14 protein-coding genes are annotated in these 20,132 nt (G+C 44.7%); 3 read left to right on the top strand and 11 right to left on the bottom strand.

The window, feature by feature from the left end; genetic code table 11:
* Position 1: 1 nt before the first annotated feature.
* Positions 2–325 carry a hypothetical protein gene (locus MUCPA_RS28095; protein WP_008511098.1) on the bottom strand — a complete coding sequence of 108 codons (324 nt, stop codon included), beginning with the start codon at positions 323–325 and terminating at the stop codon, positions 2–4.
* Between the two features lie 57 nt (positions 326–382).
* Positions 383–721: an RNA recognition motif domain-containing protein gene (locus MUCPA_RS36490; RefSeq protein ID WP_008511096.1), complete on the bottom strand. Its 339-nt coding sequence runs from the start codon at positions 719–721 to the stop codon at positions 383–385.
* 355 nt (positions 722–1,076) lie between these two features.
* Here MUCPA_RS36490 and MUCPA_RS28085 point away from each other — a divergent pair, with 355 nt between their 5' ends.
* From MUCPA_RS28085 to mobC, 3 genes are read left to right on the top strand one after another with little or no spacing between them, the layout of a single operon-like run.
* On the top strand, positions 1,077–1,478 hold the full coding sequence (locus MUCPA_RS28085) for a plasmid mobilization protein (protein ID WP_008511094.1): 402 nt from the start codon (positions 1,077–1,079) through the stop codon (positions 1,476–1,478).
* Positions 1,469–2,725 (top strand): relaxase/mobilization nuclease domain-containing protein, encoded by a 1,257-nt coding sequence (locus MUCPA_RS28080; protein ID WP_008511092.1) that lies wholly within the window; start codon positions 1,469–1,471, stop codon positions 2,723–2,725. Before MUCPA_RS28085 ends, MUCPA_RS28080 begins: the two co-directional genes overlap by 10 nt.
* A 2-nt stretch (positions 2,726–2,727) precedes the next feature.
* Positions 2,728–4,770, top strand: coding sequence for a conjugal transfer protein MobC (mobC, locus tag MUCPA_RS28075; protein ID WP_008511091.1), 2,043 nt, complete (start codon positions 2,728–2,730; stop codon positions 4,768–4,770).
* 8 nt (positions 4,771–4,778) lie between these two features.
* Here the strand turns inward: mobC and MUCPA_RS28070 are convergent, their stop codons facing one another.
* The 9 genes from MUCPA_RS28070 to MUCPA_RS28025 form a co-directional block, all read right to left on the bottom strand.
* The gene (locus tag MUCPA_RS28070) at positions 4,779–6,722 is read right to left on the bottom strand and encodes a PIN-like domain-containing protein (RefSeq protein WP_008511088.1); all 1,944 of its coding nucleotides are present in this window, start codon (positions 6,720–6,722) and stop codon (positions 4,779–4,781) included.
* A gap of 195 nt (positions 6,723–6,917) precedes the next feature.
* Complete coding sequence (locus tag MUCPA_RS36485; protein ID WP_008511087.1) at positions 6,918–7,757, bottom strand: AraC family transcriptional regulator; 840 nt, start codon at positions 7,755–7,757, stop codon at positions 6,918–6,920.
* A gap of 686 nt (positions 7,758–8,443) precedes the next feature.
* Positions 8,444–9,244 (bottom strand): helix-turn-helix domain-containing protein, encoded by an 801-nt coding sequence (locus MUCPA_RS28055; RefSeq protein WP_008511083.1) that lies wholly within the window; start codon positions 9,242–9,244, stop codon positions 8,444–8,446.
* 66 nt (positions 9,245–9,310) lie between these two features.
* Entirely contained in the window at positions 9,311–11,230 is a 1,920-nt protein-coding gene (locus tag MUCPA_RS28050; RefSeq protein WP_008511081.1) for a protein-disulfide reductase DsbD family protein, read from the bottom strand.
* Entirely contained in the window at positions 11,227–11,844 is a 618-nt protein-coding gene (locus MUCPA_RS28045) for an FKBP-type peptidyl-prolyl cis-trans isomerase (RefSeq protein WP_063747586.1), read from the bottom strand. Before MUCPA_RS28045 ends, MUCPA_RS28050 begins: the two co-directional genes overlap by 4 nt.
* A 67-nt stretch (positions 11,845–11,911) precedes the next feature.
* Complete coding sequence (locus tag MUCPA_RS36480) at positions 11,912–14,515, bottom strand: alpha/beta hydrolase family protein (RefSeq protein WP_008511077.1); 2,604 nt, start codon at positions 14,513–14,515, stop codon at positions 11,912–11,914.
* Positions 14,516–14,523: 8 nt separating this feature from the next.
* On the bottom strand, positions 14,524–14,964 hold the full coding sequence (locus MUCPA_RS28035) for a protein-disulfide reductase DsbD domain-containing protein (protein ID WP_008511075.1): 441 nt from the start codon (positions 14,962–14,964) through the stop codon (positions 14,524–14,526).
* A 12-nt stretch (positions 14,965–14,976) separates the two neighbouring features.
* Positions 14,977–17,586: a zinc-dependent metalloprotease gene (locus tag MUCPA_RS28030; protein WP_008511074.1), complete on the bottom strand. Its 2,610-nt coding sequence runs from the start codon at positions 17,584–17,586 to the stop codon at positions 14,977–14,979.
* A 50-nt stretch (positions 17,587–17,636) separates the two neighbouring features.
* Positions 17,637–20,063 (bottom strand): zinc-dependent metalloprotease, encoded by a 2,427-nt coding sequence (locus MUCPA_RS28025; protein ID WP_169316213.1) that lies wholly within the window; start codon positions 20,061–20,063, stop codon positions 17,637–17,639.
* Positions 20,064–20,132: the final 69 nt, after the last annotated feature.

Raw genomic sequence — 20,132 nt, 5'->3', positions numbered from 1 at the left:
TTCACTTCAGCTTTTGGCGGATCTTTTCGATAGTACCTTTTTCGCCAATTTCGATGATCTCATCCGCCGAAAAACCTTCGAAGGTGACCTCCTTGTCTTTGATCCGGACCTTGCCCGACCGAATGGTTTTCTGATGGGCCTCATAAAATTTGAAAGCGCGCTGGATAACGGGCAGTGATGCGGCGATGATGGTCAGGATGATCGTGCCGTCAAAACCGCTAGACCGCATGGTTTCGTCAGCCGCGAACGTTTCGTTCAGCTGGGCAAGTGTGGCCTCATCGGCCGGATAAAATTCGATCACTATTTCCGGGAAATCTGCATTCATTTTTAAAGTATCTGGTTGACTAAAAGTACGAATTCCGATGAATATATGGCCGGCTTTTCAAGCTTGTCTGCGCGGCCGCTTCCCTTTCGGTTGCCTGACCTTTTCATAGCTCCGCTGCTGATGGGGCAGTTCATGACTTACCCGTGGGCGCCGCTGTTTGTCCGCCAGGCGCACGCCGAGGGTGCGGCCTTCCAGCGTCGAGCCGTCCAGTTCTTTGATGGCCAGGTTGGCGCCTACTTCATCTAAAAAATCGATGAACGCATAGCCTTTACTGGACCCGGTCTCCTGATCGGTAATGATCTTGACCGCGGCCACATCGCCGAAGTCGCTGAAAAAAGTATGGAGGGCCGCTTCATCCATTTCCTTGGGAAAGCCGACGGTAAAGAGCTTGATCATGAGCAGGCAAAGATAAATAATTTTCAGTGCAGGTTAGCGGACTTACAAAGCCTGGTGGTGGCTTTGCCCACCTTTGGGCATGAACGATCAGGTACCCTACATCAAACCGCACCGGCGTCAGCCCCGCGACGCCATCCGAAAACTCCTGCAAAGTTTCCCCCTCCCGGCGAAGTCGGCAGACCCAGGCGTTCCGCAGGAACAGCAAACCATTTTTAACCCGCAAAAGCGCGCGGTTTAAGCGCTTTTGCAAACACGCCAGTGTTTCGCAAGATGTACGTTTGTCCACACAAACGGTCTTCGGGCACGGCCCGAATTTTTCCGCGGCGGAACTTGCGGAAACGGCTAAAGCCAAAATATGAGCAGACCAAAAGCAACTTTACGTGACCAGCTTTACAGTTACCCTGTCCGCACCCGGGTGGATAAGGCCACACAGGAAAGGCTGGAAAAGCTGCTGGCCGAAAGCGCCTGCCAGTCCCTGGCTGAGGTGGCAAGGAAGATCCTGGCGCAGGAAAAAATCTTATGCCTCTACAAGGATATTTCGATGAACGGCGTGATGGAGGAGCTGACCTCGATCCGCAAGGAACTGAAAGCCATCGGCGTTAGTCTGAATCAGGTGACCAAAGCTTTCCATTCCAGTAAAAGTGAGAACCAGCGGGCCTTTTATGCGCTGCGACAAACGGAGCTGGCGAAAACAATAGAACAGAAAACCGACCGCTTACTGGTGCTGGTCGCTAAACTCACGCAGAAATGGTTGTAAGGATCGTCAGCGGGAAAAGCATCCGGGGCCTGCTCAATTACAATGAGCGCAAAGTGGACGCCGGGCAGGCGGAACTCTTAATGGCGAGCCGTTTCGGGAGCGAACTGGATGATCTGGGCTTTAACGAGAAATTGAACCGCTTCGAGCATCTGACCGACCTGAACAGCCGGGTGAAAACGAACGCTTTGCATATCATGCTGAATTTCGCGCCGGAGGAAAACCCGGCGGATGAATTGTTGCAGCAAGTGGCGGCTACCTATATGGAACGCATCGGCTTCGGGGAGCAGCCTTACCTGGTCTACCGGCACCATGACGCGGCGCACAGCCATTTACATATCGTAACGACCAATATCCAGCCGGACGGTAAACGCATCGCGGTGCATAATTTGGGCCGTACACTGTCGGAGCAGACGCGCAAAGAACTGGAAGTAGAATTAGGACTGGTCAAAGCGGACGGGCGGCAGCTCAAAAACATCCTGGGCATCAAAGCGGCCGAACCGGAGATCGCGCAATATGGCAGGACGCCGACCAAGCGGGCCATCGCCAACGTGGTGACCGCCGTGACGCAGAGCTATCGCTTCACCTCACTGGCGGAATTGAATGCGGCATTACAGCAGTTCAATGTGCTGGCTGACCGGGGGCCGGAAGACAGCGCGATGTATGAACGTCAGGGGCTGGTCTATTCCCTGCTGGATAAACAGGGGCAGCGGATCGGCATCCCGATCAAGGCCAGTGCGCTGCCTTATCAACCAACTTTAAAGAACCTGGAAAAACTATATGCGCCCAATAAACAAAAACGGGAGCCCAAAAAGGCACAGCTGCAAAAAACCATTGACCAGGTGTTTGGAAAATATCATCAACTCAGCAAAGCGACATTCATAAAAGACCTAGCGAAAAGGCAGGTCAGTGTGGTTTTCCGGCAAAATGAGCAGGGTTTTACCTACGGGGTAACCTTCGTGGATCATCGGAACAAGACGGTTTTCAACGGCAGTGACCTGGGCAAGGAATATAGCGCCAAAGCCTCGCTGGAAAAGCTGGCTACTTATGACCACCCTAAACAGCCGGGCCAGCAGCATAGCTTCCAGCCGAACGACAAGCAAATGCCGGAAGCACTCGAACCGTCGACCGGTCAAACGGAAAGCCTGACCGGGCAGCTGATCAAAGACCTCCTGGGCCGCGGCGCGCAGGATTTCATGCCCATCATCCCGCAGCAAAAACGCAAAAAGAAAAAACGTAAAACTTTATAAGTATGCAAACCGGAGAAGACATCACCGCACTACGAAAAATATTGGATATGACCCGATTGTTCAGCCTGTTCGTGCTGGCCATCCATTTTTATATCTGTCTGTATCCCGCCTTTGCCGGCTGGAACTGGACGGCGGGCATCACCGACCGGATCGTGGGCAATATCGCGCGTACGGGCTTATTTAATAGCCTGATGAAACCTAAATTGTTCGCGCTACTCTTACTGGGTATTTCCCTGGTGGGCGTTAAAGGGCGGAAGGAAGAAAAGATCGATGTGAAAAAGCAATCGATCTATATCAGTTGCGGACTGCTGCTCTATTTATTAAACGGACTGGCGTTTTATTGTTCAGCGGTCAACACGGTGGCCGTGCTCTATATGCTGATGGCGGTTAGCGGTTACCTGCTGATCCTGACGGGTGGGGTAAGATTGTCGCGCTTATTGAAAGTCAAGTTGGATAAGGATGTCTTTAATAAGGAGAACGAGACCTTTCCCCAGCAGGAGGAGCTATTGGAAAACGAGTATTCGGTGAACCTGCCGACGGAATACAACCTGAAAGGCCGGGTCCGCAAAGGCTGGATCAATTTCATTAACCCCTTCCGGGGCTTATTGGTGAGCGGTACGCCGGGCGCGGGTAAATCTTATTTTGTGATCCGGCATGTCATTACCCAGCATATCAAAAAAGGCTTTACGATGTTCCTGTATGATTTCAAATACGACGACCTGACGCGGATCGCTTACAATACTTTGCTGAATAATTTAAGCGCCTACCCGGTCAGGCCTAAATTCTTTGTCATTAATTTTGACGACCTGAGCCGCAGCCACCGCTGTAACCCGCTTGATCCGGCAGATATGGAGGATATCAGCGATGCGACTGAGGCGTCGCGCACGATCATGCTGGGGCTGAACCGGGACTGGATCAAAAAGCAGGGGGATTTCTTCGTAGAGTCGCCGATCAATTTCCTGACGGCGGTGATCTGGTACCTGAAAAAATACCGGGATGGCCGCTATTGTACCCTGCCGCACGTGATCGAGCTGATGCAGCGGGATTATAAGGAACTGTTTGAGGTGATCCGCATGGAAAAGGAGATCGAGGTTTTGATCAATCCTTTTGTATCCGCCTTTCAGAATAACGCGACCGACCAGCTGGAGGGCCAGATCGCCAGCGCCAAGATCGGGCTGGCGCGTTTGTCTTCGCCGCAGCTGTATTATGTATTATCCGGCAATGACTTTACGCTGGATGTGAATAACCCGAAGGAACCGAAGGTCATCTGCGTGGGTAATAACCCGGCCAAACTGCAAACTTATGGGGCGGTGCTGTCGCTGTATATTTCGCGGGCCATTAAACTGGTGAACCGCAAGCACCAGCGTAAATGCAGTTTGGTGTTCGATGAGTTCCCGACCATTTTCTTTAATAGCATTGACAGTTTGATCGCGACGGCGCGTTCGAACAAAGTGGCGACCACTTTGGGGATACAGGATTTCTCGCAGCTGAAAAAGGATTATGGGCGTGACCAGGCGGAGGTGATCATGAATATTGTGGGTAATATCGTCAGCGGGCAGGTGACCGGGGATACAGCCAAGCAATTGTCGGAGCGGATCGGCAAGATCGTGCAGGAAAGGCAGAGCGTGTCGATCAATAGTGATGATACGTCGACCAGTAAGTCTTCGCAGCTGGATTTCGCGGTGCCGGCTGCCAAGATATCGGCTTTGTCTTCGGGGGAGTTTGTGGGGATGGTGGCAGATGATCCCGATAACCCGGTGGAATTAAAATCTTTCCATGCCCGGGTGATCAATGACCATGCGGCTTTGAAACTGGAAGAGGATAGTTACCGGCCGATGCCGGTGATCAAGGAGGTGAACGAGGATATGGTGGAGGCTGCGTATCAGAAAATCAAACGGGAGGTAGCTGATCTGGTGGCGGATGAGCTGACGAAACAAAAAAAGGTACAGGAGGCGATGGGCGTCCAGCACGCGGATCATCAACAGGAAGAACCGGCCGTCAAAAAAAGGAATTCCAAGAAAAGCAGTAAGCCCTGGTCGGCTTGAGCATCTACTTAAAAATCCGCCGCGAAAACGTTTTTGGCTGCCGGGGGTAGCTCTCCCCGCCAAAGGATCGCGTTGTTCTCAAACAAATAAGGCAAGCCTTTGCCGGAATTGTCTTTCAGTACCTGTTGTGTGGACGGAATCGCAAAAACGCTTTCGATCTGCTCTTTGATGTTGCTTTCGCCGGAGGTTTGCTTCAAACGGTGATGGTAATAAAGCTCGCTGTATTTCAAAACGCTTTCCCCGTCGATCTTCAGGTCTTTAACCCCGAGCATCGTACCGGCCCAGCTGGTTTCTACTTCTTCCACGATCAATTCGACAGTGACGTTTGAGGTGTTGCCAGGCAAAACAAACAATTCCCCCAGGTGATGCTGGAGCTCGCGGTTGATAAATGCGATCGCCTCGGTGTAATTAGCATCTGTCTGGAAAGCAAAAACATCGCTTAATAAATAGGATTTCAGGTTATGCCCGCGGAACGAACCCTGGCTGTCAAAGTAGATTTCGTAAAACATGCCGGCAACGATATGGGATTTTAACTTGAATGCCATGTTCAGCCGGCTCAATTTATTTTCGATCAGGTCTATGGCGGAATAAGCGCCACCTGTCGCCGATTGATAAATATTTCTACCCAGCACGAAAAGGTCATTGTGGTAAAGACGGCTATTGTTGCCACGGTTCACATATTCCGCCAGTTCGTCAATGGCAGGGTTTTGGGTATACCAACTATGCGATTTTAACTTTTCAACGATATCGGCAATCTTGGGATCCACAAAACTGATATACGTTGCATCGGCCAGTGCAGCTTGCGCATAGGGTTGCTTCCGGGCAACGGGTGCCGGTTCTGTGTCAAAGGGCTCAGCCGCTTTCTCCACGGGGCTGGCTGTTGCCTCCTCCGACGGCAATTCCTCGGGAACGGCGAATGTTTCGCCAAGTTGCTCCTCCACTGGACCTTCGGTTTCCTCAGCTAGGGTACCTGAGCTATCCTCCATGGCAACCGCTTCTTCCTCTTCTTCCTTGGCGGTCTCCTCCTCTTTGACCAGTTGCAGCGCACGGGCGACGTTCAGCAGGTCCTTACGATTGTCTTCGATCGCTATTTTAGTCAGAGTCTCCAGATTGATGATGTAAAGCTCCTCGGAATAGGTAGCCAGCCGGAACTCATAGATCAGCCTGGGGTCTGCTATCTTCAGTTCCGGTTCATTGTTGGATACCCGCCGGCCTTTGATTAGTAATTGGTAAGGTGCATACATCCAGTCCGGCTTTTGGTCGTTGGTCAGGATCAATACTTTTTTGCGGTTCCGCGCTTTGCAAAAGGCCAGGATCTCCTGCCAGATGATCAGGTCGCCATAAGCGTTAAAGTCTTTGTGCCCATCTTCGAAGCCGGGGGGAAGTTCTGTGCGAAAACGGTGAGCCCCATAATTGCCGACCGGCTCGACCATGCTGAAGATATCGCTTTCGATGACCGTGCCCTCCAATACTCTTTGCAGGTCTTCGTTGATCTTGACAATATAGTCCGATTTGCGGCTCCTTAACGGACCGGATACTTTTTCCAGTGTCGTGCTGACCTTGTCCAAGTCCTGGATATAGGCTGGCCGGTCAGCATATTTGGCCAGTTTGAGGCTTTCTTCGTCGACATGCATGGACAGGAACTTGCGGACCTCTTTAAATTCCTTGATAATGGTTTTCAACTTATCGCCGGTACTCAGGTAATCCCCGGTCCGTTTTCGTACGAACCGTTTGGTGTATTCGTTCAACGCCCAGGTCGGAGTTTTTAAACGGTCCTTTTGGGTGAAGGTCTCCATCCAGTCCAGCAGCTCTTTTCTCGCGTCGGCATTGAGTTTAAAAAAGGTGGCCAGGATGTTCGTGTCGATAAAAAGCACACATTCATCATCGAGCAGCAGGGCTGAGATCTTCTGGAAATACAGGTCTTTATCAATGACGGTTACCGGGAATTTCATGTTCAGGATGTGCAAATAGCGGGGCTAATGTATGTTTTTTTCTGTAATAATGGGGTATTTTTACGGGTGATAGGATGAGGTAAAAAACGGGCGCGGGTCGCGCCCGTTTAAGCAATTCATTGGCCAAAACCGGCCCATAAAGAACGAGATGTTGCCTCACCACCTTGGTGAGGATCAAAGCTAACCCTGAGGATCTCAGCCCGCTTGTCCATCCGTGTCCGATCTTTTGTCAGTCTGCAAGGCCTGCCGGAATGCGGTGGGTGATTGCCCGTTATGCTTTTTGAGGAAATGGTTGAATTGCGCCATGTCCGCGAAATCCAGCTCATAGGCGATCTCTTTGATGCTGAGCGGGCTTTCGGCCAGCAGGCGTTCGGCTTCACTGAGCAGTTGCTCGGTGATCCATTCCTGGACCAGTTTGCCGGTAGCGCGTTTACAAGTCTCATTAAGTTTACGGACAGGCATCCCCAATTGACTGGCGTAAAACGCGGGCAGGCGCTCTTTGTGGAAATGTTCCTGGATCAGCGGGAGCAACTTTTCTGCGACGGCATAATTGAAGCTAACCTTGGGTATCTTGTTGACCAGGCGGTAGGCATTGGCGACGTGCAGCAAAATGGCGTAGAGGTAGGTCTGCGCGATGCTCAAGTTATGTTCGGCTTCCTGTTCCTGCTGAATGAACTGGGCCAGGCTTTGCAGAGCATGGGCAGTGGCCGGGATGATGTCGGTATAGCATTTTCGGCCGGCTGGCAGGAATAGCGGCAGCAGCTTTTCTTCGGGGTGGCGCTGAAAGAACAGGCGCAGCAGCCAGGGTTCGAGCCGGATGAGCCAGCCGGTACCTTGCCAGTCGATCTGTATACGCTGCCCCTGCGGCAGGAAAAAGATGCGCTGCGGCTGAATTTTATAATGTTTATAGTGGATTTCCAGGTCGCCTTTACCGCCTCTGATCCAAAGGAGTTGTAAATGGTCCCTTAAAGTGTCTATGCCGGCCGTCTTATCGATGCCCGCGCTGAGTTTTTCGATCCGGATCTGTCTTTCCATGGTTCGCTTTGTAAAAGGAAAGCGCGGGCCATGACTGTCCCCGAACGGTACGACCAAGCACCGGTGCAAAAACAAGCCATGCCCGCGCGCTTACCGCTGGCATACACTTGTTTCCCGATGCTTTATCAAAATTTGGTCGTTTTATCGGCAGGAAACGGTATACTGAATATCTTGACCGGCCTCGCAGCCGGTACGTTTTATTTTCAAAAAAGCGCCTTCCCGCTCCCGGAAAGACGCCACTGATTCATTAACTCACTCAAAAAAAACATACCCGCGGCTACTCGACCGCGGGATTATGCTCACATCATTAACGCATTCATTAACTATTAACTGACTTATAAAGAACGAAAGAGTATTGTTAAAAGAACCCGTCCAGTTCATCTCTGCCCTGGCAACGGTTCCATATCATTTTTATGATGACAAATAGCAGGATGATGATCAATAAGCCCAAACAGCCAAATGTAAGATCGTCGCCCAGGTTCATTCATCTTATCCTTGTTTAGTATTCATTTACTTGGCCATTATTCAATTCTTAAGACTATTGTACAACCCGCCTGAATTAGGCTGGGTTCCACGTTGCCTGTTTTCATTTCAACTTTTGTTGCCAGCATATTGCTTGCTGATCACTTATGCCAAAGCTCTTTAACTCCCGCTAATTCCGGTGGTCAAAAACTGCTGATTATTGGTTAAAAATTCATGCTGTTCCTAAACTCCGTTGGTGCCAGTCCGGTATGTTTTTTGACGAACTTGTAAAACTGGGCCATATCGGCGAAGCCTAAGCTGTAGGCGATCTCCTTGACGCTTAAGGCTGTGGTCAGCAGGAGTATTTTACATTCCAGTACCAGGCGCTCGGTGAGCAGTTGGTGTACGGTTTTGTTTAAAAGTCTTTTGACCAGGGTGTTCAATTGGGTGATGGTCATGCACATGCGGTCGGCATAGAAGGATACGGTCTGTTCGGTCATAAAATGGGTATTGATCAGTTCCTTTAATTTACGGACCTGCGTCATTTGCCCCGGCAGTTCGCCGGGTTCGGGCTGCCTGACCTGTTTGGCGGCGTAGAGCAGGATGAGCATGAGGTAATGTTCGGCCATGGCGATGTCGCTGTCGAAGGTGCCGGCCAGTTGCCCGACGAGTTCGTCAACGTTGCTGCCCATACGTGCGGACAGGTCGGCGAAGGGTACGGAGCCGAAGTAGTTCAGAATCTCTTCGCGGCGGTTACCGGTGAGCAGGCTTTCTTCAAAGAGGATGAGCCAGCCTTTGGCGCTGACATTGGCCATGCGGTGCACTTGTCCCTGGAGGACGAGGAACAAACGACCAGGGAGCAGTTCGTAGGTGGCAAAGTCGATCTCCTGCCGGCCGTAGCCTTCGGTGACCCACAGGAGCATGACGAAGGCATGGCGGTGCGGCAGCGCCGAGGTATGGTCTCCGGTGCTGTCTAAGGGCAGGACCCTGATCCTGCCGCCGCCTATGATCTGCTGAAATACCATGATTAAAAAGGCCTCCCCGTTGGGGGAGGCTCGTTTTCACTTATAATTAACTATTAACTAAAACATTTATTTTCGACTGGCCTCAAAACCACATTGCAGCCACTTTAAGTATTCCCCAGTATCGGGTGTATAACCCACCGGTGTATTCAGCAATTTTTCATCTTTGCTGAGCAGGACGTAAAGTGGCTGGGTGACTTGTTTAAAGTTGACCGATTCCATGGTCGCATACAGGTCACCCACGCTTTTGATCTCTTTTTTACCGTACATGAATTGCTGATCCAAGGGCAATTCTTTACGGTCGTCTACATAGAGAGAAATCAGGACAAAATGTGATCTGATATAAGCCGCGACTTCCGGTTTTGTCCAGACGTTTTCTTCCATTTTACGGCAGTTGACGCAGGCCCAACCGGTAAAATCCAACATCAGCGGCTTGCCTGTTTTTTTGGACAAAGCCAATGCTGCTTGGTAGTCATTCATGACATCCGGTTTGATGCCGCCCTCATGTGTTTTGTTATGTTTAAACAGGCTATAGCTGGTCGGTGGCGGGAAGCCGCTTAATAGTTCAAGCGAGGATTTGTTGAACAGACCGGCACCTAAATAGATGGCGAACATCAAAACGATACCGCCGGATGCGATCCGTCCATATCCGATCTTTTTGCGACCATTCAAATTGGCGCTCCTTTCAAAGGCCCCCAATAAATAGGCGGCCAGTAGCATAGCGATTAAAAGCCAAATCCCGATAAATACTTCACGGGGCAAGATACCCCAATGGTCGACCAGGTCGGCATTGGACAAAAATTTAAAAGCCAAACCCACTTCAACAAAGGCAAGTGATTTCTTAAATACGGCTAACCAGCCGCCACTTTTTGGTAGCGCTTTCATCCAGGATGGGAACATGGCGAATAAGGTAAAGGGTAATGCGAGTGCTAAACCGAATCCTCCCATTCCCGCGGTCAAGGCCCAGGCTCCAGAACTTGAAGACAAGGAACCGACGAGCAAACTACCCAGTATCGGCCCGGTACAGGAGAACGATACTAAAGCTAGGGTAAGCGCCATAAAGAAGATGCCTGCTATGCTACCGAGGTCACTTTTGCTATCGGCCTTATTGGTCAGTTTGCCTGAAACGGTGATTTCGAACAGCCCAAAGAACGACAAGGCGAAAAACACGAATACGCCGAAGAAAAACAGGTTTACCCATACATTGGTCGACAGGGAGTTTAGCAGTTCGGGTTTTAATCCGCTGATCAAATGGAAGGGCAAACTACCCAACAGATAGATCGATATGATGAATATGCCGTATAGCATCCCGTTCTTGATGCCACTTGCCTTATTTACGGATTGTCCGCTAAACCAGGATACGGTTAAGGGGATCATGGGGAACACACAAGGGGTTAATAATCCCAGCAAGCCGCCTGCAAAACCCAATAAAAATATCGCCAAAATTGAGTAATGGCTTTCTGACTTTCCAATACCACAATTTGACAAAGGTTTAGATATTTCTAAAGAAGTTATGTCCAATACAACATGGCTGGATTTATTATCTGCATCTATAACTAAATTGAGAGTATCGGTGATGGGAAGAAATTTTTGACCTTTAGAGGCAAAACCACTAAGTAATATGTTTAATCGCCCAGGAATACTTCCTTTGAAATGAAGTAATTGAGAAAAAGCAAAATGCCCCTTAAATACGGCAAGTGGCACGTTATTGAATAAATCATCATTTATTATAACTGGAGTGCAACGTTGCTTGGGTGACCCAAATTCAATTTCGGCATTATTGACTTCCATTTTAAGACCATTGAGTCCGATTGACTGATTGTCTTGACTATAAACAATCCATCCTTTATTGATTTCCCCCCTAATTTCAACCTCAACAACGTTCTTACTCCACTTGTTAGATTTTACTGAAATTCCAGATACTACCTGTGCATAGCCGTGATCATAAGAGAGAAAAAAACAAAAAAGTATTAAAATCACGGTTTTCATTTGACTAAGCTGATTAATTCCAATTCAAAGATCAAAGTTGAATAGGGAGGTATATCGTTCGTTCCGCCCACCCCATAACCTAGCTGATATGGGATAAAAACACGAAATTTAGAGCCGAATGGCATTAATTGCAATATCTCTTTCCATCCCTTAATTACTTGGTTAATTTTGACAATAACGGGCTGCCCTCGATCATAAGAGTTGTCAAATACCAAACCGTTGACCAACTCCCCCTTATAGTTTACTGTTAAGACATCTTCCGGCTTAGGGATTTCACCTTTGCCAAGCTTGATTATTTGATATTGTAGGCCACTCGGTGTGACGATAACATTCTCCTTTTTTTGATTCTCGAAAAGAAAGCGTTCTCCCAATTTGATATTGGCCTCATATTTACTCTTCCAAGCCGCGGATTCAAAAAGTCTAATTAAATGCCTGGTAATGGAATCCGGGTATCTACTTTTTAGTACTATACCATCTTTTACTCCCTCTAATAATAAATCGAAATTTAATTTTTCGACCCCTTTTGAGGCTAGGCTTTTCCCCAACATATTGCCATACAAATAACTAACGGTATCTACATTTTGACTTTTTGAAATCTTTGGGAAGATCAACATGGCTACAAAAAATACAATGCAAAAAATTGACAAGTAAATGCTATTCGGAAGGTTCATCCTATTAAAATTATTCATGACCGACCATCCATGCCGGGGCAGGCTTCCCCTTCAAATAATGGTCAAAAAATTCTAATTGCTTATTCGTGTAATCAACTACATTCTCTTTTTTAACCAAATTGTGCCCCTCGCCATTGTATGCCAATAGATAACAAGGCTTTTCATTCCTTCTTAAGGCATTAAATAGCTCAATACCCTGATACCAATCCACGGTGCCATCTTTATTGCCAACTTGAATTAATAAGGGCGTATGAATGTTTTTTACCTGGTAGACGGTTGAGTTCCGTACATAAGCTTCGGGAAGATCATAATTAGGTCCGGCAAGCCGCGCTTGTCCCATTTCAAACAAGCCAAGCGAAGAGTTGTAACTATTATCGTCCCATCTAATCCCCAAATACATACTCGTCATATCTGTAAGTGGGGCACCAGCAATGGAAGCCTTAAATAAATTTGTTTGTGAAATAATGAAACCAGCTTCATATCCACCCCAACTATGCCCCATTAGTCCTATATGGTCTTTATCAACTGACGGATTTTTTATAATTTCTTTTACAGCTTCAATTACGCATTCGGCTGCAGAAATTCCAGGATCACCAGTTCGCATTACAATGTCCGGTTCAAAGACAAAATAACCTTGATATTTAAAATTATTTTTATCGTAAGGATTCAACTTATTAGGTAAAGCAAAATCGTGAAGCATTTGAGACCGCTTTTCATAAATTTTACATACTACCGGATATTTTAAACCCTGCCTAAAATTAAATGGATAATAGAGCGCCCCATGTAACTTTCTTCCGTCTTTCAGTTTGAAAGTTATTAGCTCACTTTTTCCCGGGTGTTCTTGCTGGTAAAAAGAATTTGTTTGATACACAATGTTTTGACTGGAGAAATCTTTATCGGTAATAAATAAACCGGGCGATCGATCCGCATTTTCTTTAACAAAGGTGAATTCATGAGTCCTAGCTGAAATAGTCACATCTTTTACCGCGCAATTTTCAAAGATTAGTGGCTTTAATTCAAATTTATCTAACTTAAAAAGACCAGTATATCCCGACTCAACTCCTCTCGCATCCAAATAAATGGATTGTTCATTTTCAATTATATAATCAGGCCCACTTAATTTCGAGACCTTAAAGGCTATGCTTCGATCTTTAAAATTTGTGAGATTAAAATATCGGACTCCGTCTACTGTACAACAATAAACGTTCATCTTACTATTGACATACACCTTTTTAGAATCTTTACTCCAGAAAATATCGGAAATCGGCGCGATTGCTTTAGGCGTATCATAGTCTTCATCCCAAAAAATATCATTAATGTTTTTCGTAATACAGGTATGGGCTTTGGTTCTAAAATCGTAAACATAATATTGCTTGTTCAAGAAGTAGCAAAATAAATTTCCATCAGGAGAAATGCTCGCTATCGACTGCAGGGTGATATCTCTACCCCCAAACATTTTTTTATGGAATAGTTGCTCTATTTGCCCATTTTTAAGGTTTACAACTTCCACATTTGATTCATTGCCGAAAATTTCTTCGTAGTTCCTTTTAAGAGCGATGAAGCGAACTGCAAATTGACCTTTGACCGGGACTATAGCGTTAAATAATGCTCCTATGCTAGCAACTTTACCGCTCTTTAAATCTAATGATAAGAAGACAGTTTCAGTATTCGTAAAATTACTCTGCTGCATCTTAAAATTAATTTGAGAGACATCCCGCTCTTTTTTATCCCAACTCCATATCCGTAGCGCATCGGGCTGTCCGGATATCTTACGTTTACTATTTGTTGTGTCTGCCCTGTTTGCCAATAATAGGATATTATTAGGATCGCTATTGGGTAAATCATGGTTAAGCGCCTGATGAGGATTAAAATTAATTCCCGGTATTTTAGGCAAATTAATTTCAGTAAGCTTTTTATATTTTACAAAATACAAATATGCCGTGGCATTTAATTGTTGACTTGTTACAAACGATAGGGTCTCGCCATTCTTGTGGTAATTCAACTCTGTAAGCGACTTTGTCGTATTAAATATCATTACCGGATTCACGGCCTTTTGATTAATATAGAAAAGACTATTAGAATGGGAAATCGAATCTTCAACTGAAAAAAAAGCATTTTGGCCGTTGCTATCAAATACAAGCTCTTTAATCTTATATGAAATAAGGTGTTTTTTAAAATTGCTCGGTTGCACTATTTCAAGGCTGTAGTTAACACCTTGATATAATTCATTAACAATCAATAAATTATTTCCAAAAAATACAGCTGTTTGTACATTGTCAAAATCTATATGGCTACGATTCGTTAGCCTAATTAATCGATATCTTTTTTTTGAGGTTTTTATCAATACATATTTACTATCGTTTGAAAGGAGGGGCAGCTCCGGGCATTTACCCAATTCCGTTGTCGTTTTTAATTTATTGTTTCGCAAAAACCCAAAGAGCGCTGCACCTTTTTGCACAGTAAAAACCAGCCACTTTCCATCCGGAGATATTCTTTTTTCACCCAATTGCTCCCATAACGAGTCAGGAATAGCCATGTTATGAGCCTTGGCCCCATGGCCACAAATATTTGATAATAATGCAACTAAAATTGCCACTCTAAGTGCTGATTTCATCTTTTCGTTTACTTTAACTCGAATGAAATTTTTTGTTTCGCGGGTGGCATACACTGGCTTTCGTTGCAAACCATAAAACTGATCACACCACTAATCGAGGTCTGAATTTTGCTTTTAACTTTAACCAATTGGGTAAAGTCTACTGAATCCCTGTAGGACAAAACATAAACATTAAAAACGCTATTATATTCCCTCTTCCTATTTCCTATTTCTTTGACAGTACCAATTAATCCGAGCATCGGATTAGGATTGAATATGATTTTTGTGGGTACCGGCCCACCTTTGGGCGAATCCTGGGCGTAAATATGCCATGAATCTGCTAACTCCGCTTTCATATGTATTTCATACATATCATTTGAAACTTTTAGACATCTAAAAGTCCATTCTACCTGTGCGATACAACTCGATGTTAAACACGCAAGAGCGATAGTGAAAATTAATTGCTTCATATTCCTAGAATATTAATTTGATAAAATAACACCCTGAAGTCCCGACTGCAGCTTTTTCGAGTTAGTTGAAATGATAAAAGGCGCATCAGGCTTAAATACCCTTATCAAACGGCTCTTTAAACTTAATAAATGGGCTTTTGAATTCTGATCAGTGTATTTCGGTAAAGCTTTATCTATTCGAATAATCATCGTATTTATATGCGATTGAATAATCGGGTAGAAATCAGTCCTGCGAAGATTTAGGAACTCGTCTTTTTTGCTAATATCTGTCGGTACAAAATTCGCCTGGGTAATTAAACGATCAACATAGGCTTTTTGAAGAGTACGCCGGTAAACATCAATTGCTACCTTTCCGGTGAACTCCTTGAAGATCCCAGCCTCTAAGTCATCGAGAAGATCATCGAAGTAATAAGCTTCTTGCGGCTTCGCCAATTGAAAAGTGAGCATTTGTTCAAAATTCGTCGGGGAAACCAAGTTGTTTATGACCTGCTCTTGTAAAAAACCGGATAGTTTAGGCCCAGTTCCGCCTACTAAAGAGAATATTTGTTTGTTCATTAGCCATGTTGGTGTATCAAAAAGTTGTTCCTGTAAAAATTGAACAGCCCGCTTTTGTTTCAATTTTGGGATAAACGTTACCACAGTTCCGGCCTGTTCACTGCTTATGACGGTAGTTTTTGTCAAGCCGATATTATTCAATACATGAAAAAGGTACCGCTGATACTGCCCAATTACCTGGTCATTCATTTTTTGCAAATTGGAATAATCAGAATGCGGTTCCATTGTCCATTTCAATAAGTTATTCATTACCACTTTAAGGTTCTTTATACCATATTCTCCGGCTTTCATCGCATCGTCTCCGAGATCTTCAGTTTGTCTACGCGGATCTGTCACCAGCAAACCTGTTTCAGCACCAAACCAAAATCTATTATCCGTTTTTAGTTTGGATACTATCCAATTATCCATGAATTTAGCTTCTTGTTCTTTTGAAGTTAAATCAGGCAGCCATCTATACCCCCACTCAATCGCCCATTTATCATACATGCCAATGCGTGGAAATAAATTATTTTGACTGATCTTATCCTGTGGTTGCGCGACATAATTGAAACGCGCATAATCCATTATTGAGGGGCAAAACCCATTTTCTGTTAAGTATTTTTCATCCCGTAATTTTTCGACCGGTACGGTGGAAGACGCACCCATATTATGTAATAAACCCAATGTATGCCCCACTTCATGGGAAGAAACAAATCTGATAAGCTGGCCCATTAATTCATCGCTAAAATGCATAGTCCTTGCCTGTGGATCATTCGGTCCGGCCTGCACCATATACCAGTCGTGTAATAAGCTCATCACATTATGGAACCAACTGATATGCGTTTCCAATATCTCACCCGTCCTGGGATCATGGATATGCGGCCCCATCGCATTTGCCATAGCGGATGGCTTATAAACGACAGCATTATGCCGTGCATCATATAAATTAAAGTCAGGGTCATTTTTCGGTGCTTCAAGGGCGTAGATGGCGTTTTTAAAACCCGCTTTCTCAAACGCTACCTGCCAGTCGTTAATTCCCTTTATCAAATAGGGCACCCATTTTTTGGGTGTTGCGGGATCTATGTAATAAATAATCGGTTTTTTTGGTTCGACTAATTCACCATTTAAATACCGTTGTTTATCTTGCTCTTTAGGTTCAAGTCTAAATCGTGTGATCATCTCTGTCCGCTGTTGGTCATTTATTTTGTCGAAATCCGTAAAGGATTCTGAAAAATACCCAACCCTCGGATCAGCTGTTCGTGGCTTCATAGGTTCCAGCGGCAGCAAGACCAAAGAAGTGTTTATTTCAAATGTTGCGTTCGATTGTTCCACCTTAAACGTCTTTACCGTTTGAATTTCTACATTGATCGGCATCGATTGAATGGCTTCCAAATATGATTTGTCCGCCTGATAGCCTCCTAAACTGAACTTTGTCTTATCTGCTGCAGAAAAAAAGAACAGTGGATTGTCGCTATTTAAAATTTCGTTGACATCTATCACAACAGAAGCAGAATCTTTGGCGTAGGCTTTAATATCAAAAGCCGCAACAATTGGCTGCAAGTTTGAATTGGCAAGGCTTTTATACATACCATTCAACGTGGTGTCGCTGGCCCTTTCGCTATAAGAAATTTCCCTTATAAAAACTTTGTCGTTTCCGCCAAACTCAAAACGGATCACCCGGCTTCCGATCAAATCCCCGGCATATCCTTCATATTGATTGCTGGGCCGTATACCGGTTGCTCCCTTTGCAATCCTGGTAGTGACTAGAATATCCTTGTTTAAAACTGCTTTTGAAATTTCAAAATAATAATGATTGTCAATAATATGTACCAAAATTAAACCGGAATCAGACTTGGCTTTCGATGTGATCACTTCTTTATAAGGTTTAACTGACCCCGTTTTGGCTTGGCCCAGCAGACCTCTCTTGGTGCTATCGTTAATTGCAGTAGCGACTATTGACAACCCGGTAGTTTTCTTGTCGCCGTGATGAAAAATAGAACATGACGACCACGATAACACGAAGACAAAAAGAACAATGAGAAAGAAATTCTTGTAAATCTTAAATTGTAGCTTATCTAAACTACCCATATCGCAACATTTTTTAAAACATTTCATAATTATATACCTAAATGAGGGACTTATGCTTTTGGCTTTAACACCTTTTGCAATCTTTGATAAATGAATAATAGATGAGCTTTGGTCAAGGGATCTTCGCATTTCGGTAAAGCAATTTTAATCCTATCCCTCAAGCTAATCACATTGCTGAGTATGGTCGGATAGAAGTCAGACCTGCTGATATCGGCATACTCCTCTTTAGCGGTGCCTGCAAAAGCCCAAAAAGCGTTTTCCGGTTTATATTCGATCAACAAAAGCAGCTTATCAGCATAAATTTTTTGCAAGGTCCGATCTGAGTTTTCAATACTTCGAGGTGTTTCCAGCTTAGCCCAAATGGAGCGATCCAAATCATTTAACAATTCGCAATAAGAATACTTGTCTCTTTGATTTAAAAATCCATGCACTATTGCCCCATCATATCGCTTGTAATTTAAAATATAGTCAACTACCGACGATTTAAGCGCCGTTACCGCGCTATCAGCTTTAGTATTTGTAATTGTTAACAGGCCGGTATCAGTAATCCACTTTGAATTTTCAAATAATTGTTCGGAAATAAAGCGGAGCGCGCTTTTTTGTCTTAATTTTGGAACGAAGTTGATTACAGGTTCACGAGAGCTATTCGTTTGCGGAGTTTGCGTAATTGCTTCAATATTGAATAATGCATGGTTAATATACCTTCCATACACTTCTATAATTTTGTTATAAATCACACCCAGATACCAATAATCAATTTTTCCATTAGCAGTCCAAATTTTCAACTGAGCGAGCAACTTCTTTAAGTTATTGATGCCCAACTCACTCGCCTTAATGGGATCGTTGCCTAGGTCGAACATTTGGTTCCTAGGGTCGGTAACATTGAATCCGTATGGCTCGCCGAACCGATATCTATCATCTTTACTCAATTTCTGAGATATCCATTTGTCAAAGTACTCTTTTTCTTTACTATCGCTTTCCCATTTGGGAAACCAACGATACCCCCATTCCACCGCCCATTCATCATATATGCCAATTTTAGGGAACAGTAGATTGGTTGGTATATTATCTTCGGGCTGTAAGACATAATTTGTCCATACAGGATCTAAAATGGAGGGTGAAAACCCATATTTTTCAAGGTAAGATCGACTTCGAAGACTATCTACTTTAACCGAAGAAGAAGCTCCAAAATTCATTTGCAGACCTAAGCAAGTTCCGACCTGCAGTGAACAAGCGCCCCTTATAATCCGGTTAATTAGCGAGTCTGATAAATTCATTCCCCGTATGCTTGAATCACGGAGAGCGGCGCCAACGAAAAATTCATCCCGAATCGAAGTATACACATTATAAAACCAATCAATGTGCGATTCCAATATTTCCCCTGATCGAGGGTCTACAACGCGCCGTCCACGTGTTGCAGGAAGTGTTGATGCCTTAAATATAATAGCGTTATGAAGCCCGTCATAGATATTAAATGATGAATCATTTATAGGTGCTTTTAGCGCATAGATAGCTCGCTTAAACCCAGCATGTTCAAATGCCTTTTGCCAATCATTGACACCATCCATTAATGGTTTTACCCATTTTTCAGGTGTTGCAGGATCAATATAAAATATGATCGGTTTTTTAGGCTCCACCAGTTCACCTCTTAAATATCGCTGCTCATCATTTTCTGTTGGCTCCAACCGAAATCTTTGAATAAACGTTTTGCCTACAGCAAACTGCGGACTATCGAAATCTAAATAAGCAATGCTGCTATATCCAACCCTGTTATCTGAAAGCCTGGGCAACATAGAATTGGTAGGGAGAAGAATCAGTGACGTTATAAACTCATTGGTTTTAACCCCCCCTTTTAAACTCGTAAAAGTTTTTAAGGTCAAAATCTCGACCTTGTTTTCAAATACGCTAACTGATTCAACCTGTGATTTATCTTTTTGAAAATTCTCCAAGCCAAAACTATCCCTTGATCTGAGCTGCACCGATAATAAAGGCTCATCATCAGAGATAAATTTAGTTATTTCGAACACAACCGACGACGAATCTTTATTGAAAGTTTTGATGTCAAACGAGGCAACAATGGGTTGTAAATTGGAGCGTTTAACAGCCTCTCTTAAGCTATTCGCAGTACTATCAGTAGCACCTTCATTATTGCTAACTTTTCTTAAAAATATTTTCCCCTCAACATCTTTTGTAAACCGGACAACTTCTGTAACCAGCTGATCTCCGTTATAACCGAGCAATTGCTGAAATGGTCTAACCCCTGAGGCCGCTTTCGCAATCCTGGTAACTAACAGGAAATCTTTCTGAAGCAGATTAACGGGTAGCTCTAAGTAATAACTTTCTCCGATTTGATGCGTATTAATGAGACCATGACGCGTATGTGCATTTTTTAGTAAATCCATATAAACCTTCCCGTTTTGGTTGCGCAGGCTATCGGAAGTTACAGGAACGTTTTTCTTTTGTGCTTTTTCTTTCACTATGAAACAGCTGCTCAAAGCCATAAAAAAAGACAGCAATAACAAGTTTATCCTCATATCAATATTTAA

This window comes from Mucilaginibacter paludis DSM 18603 (genome assembly GCF_000166195.2).
GTDB lineage: Bacteria > Bacteroidota > Bacteroidia > Sphingobacteriales > Sphingobacteriaceae > Mucilaginibacter > Mucilaginibacter paludis.
Note: the sequence above shows the minus strand (reverse complement) of the source record. Positions and strands in the feature narration are given on the sequence as shown.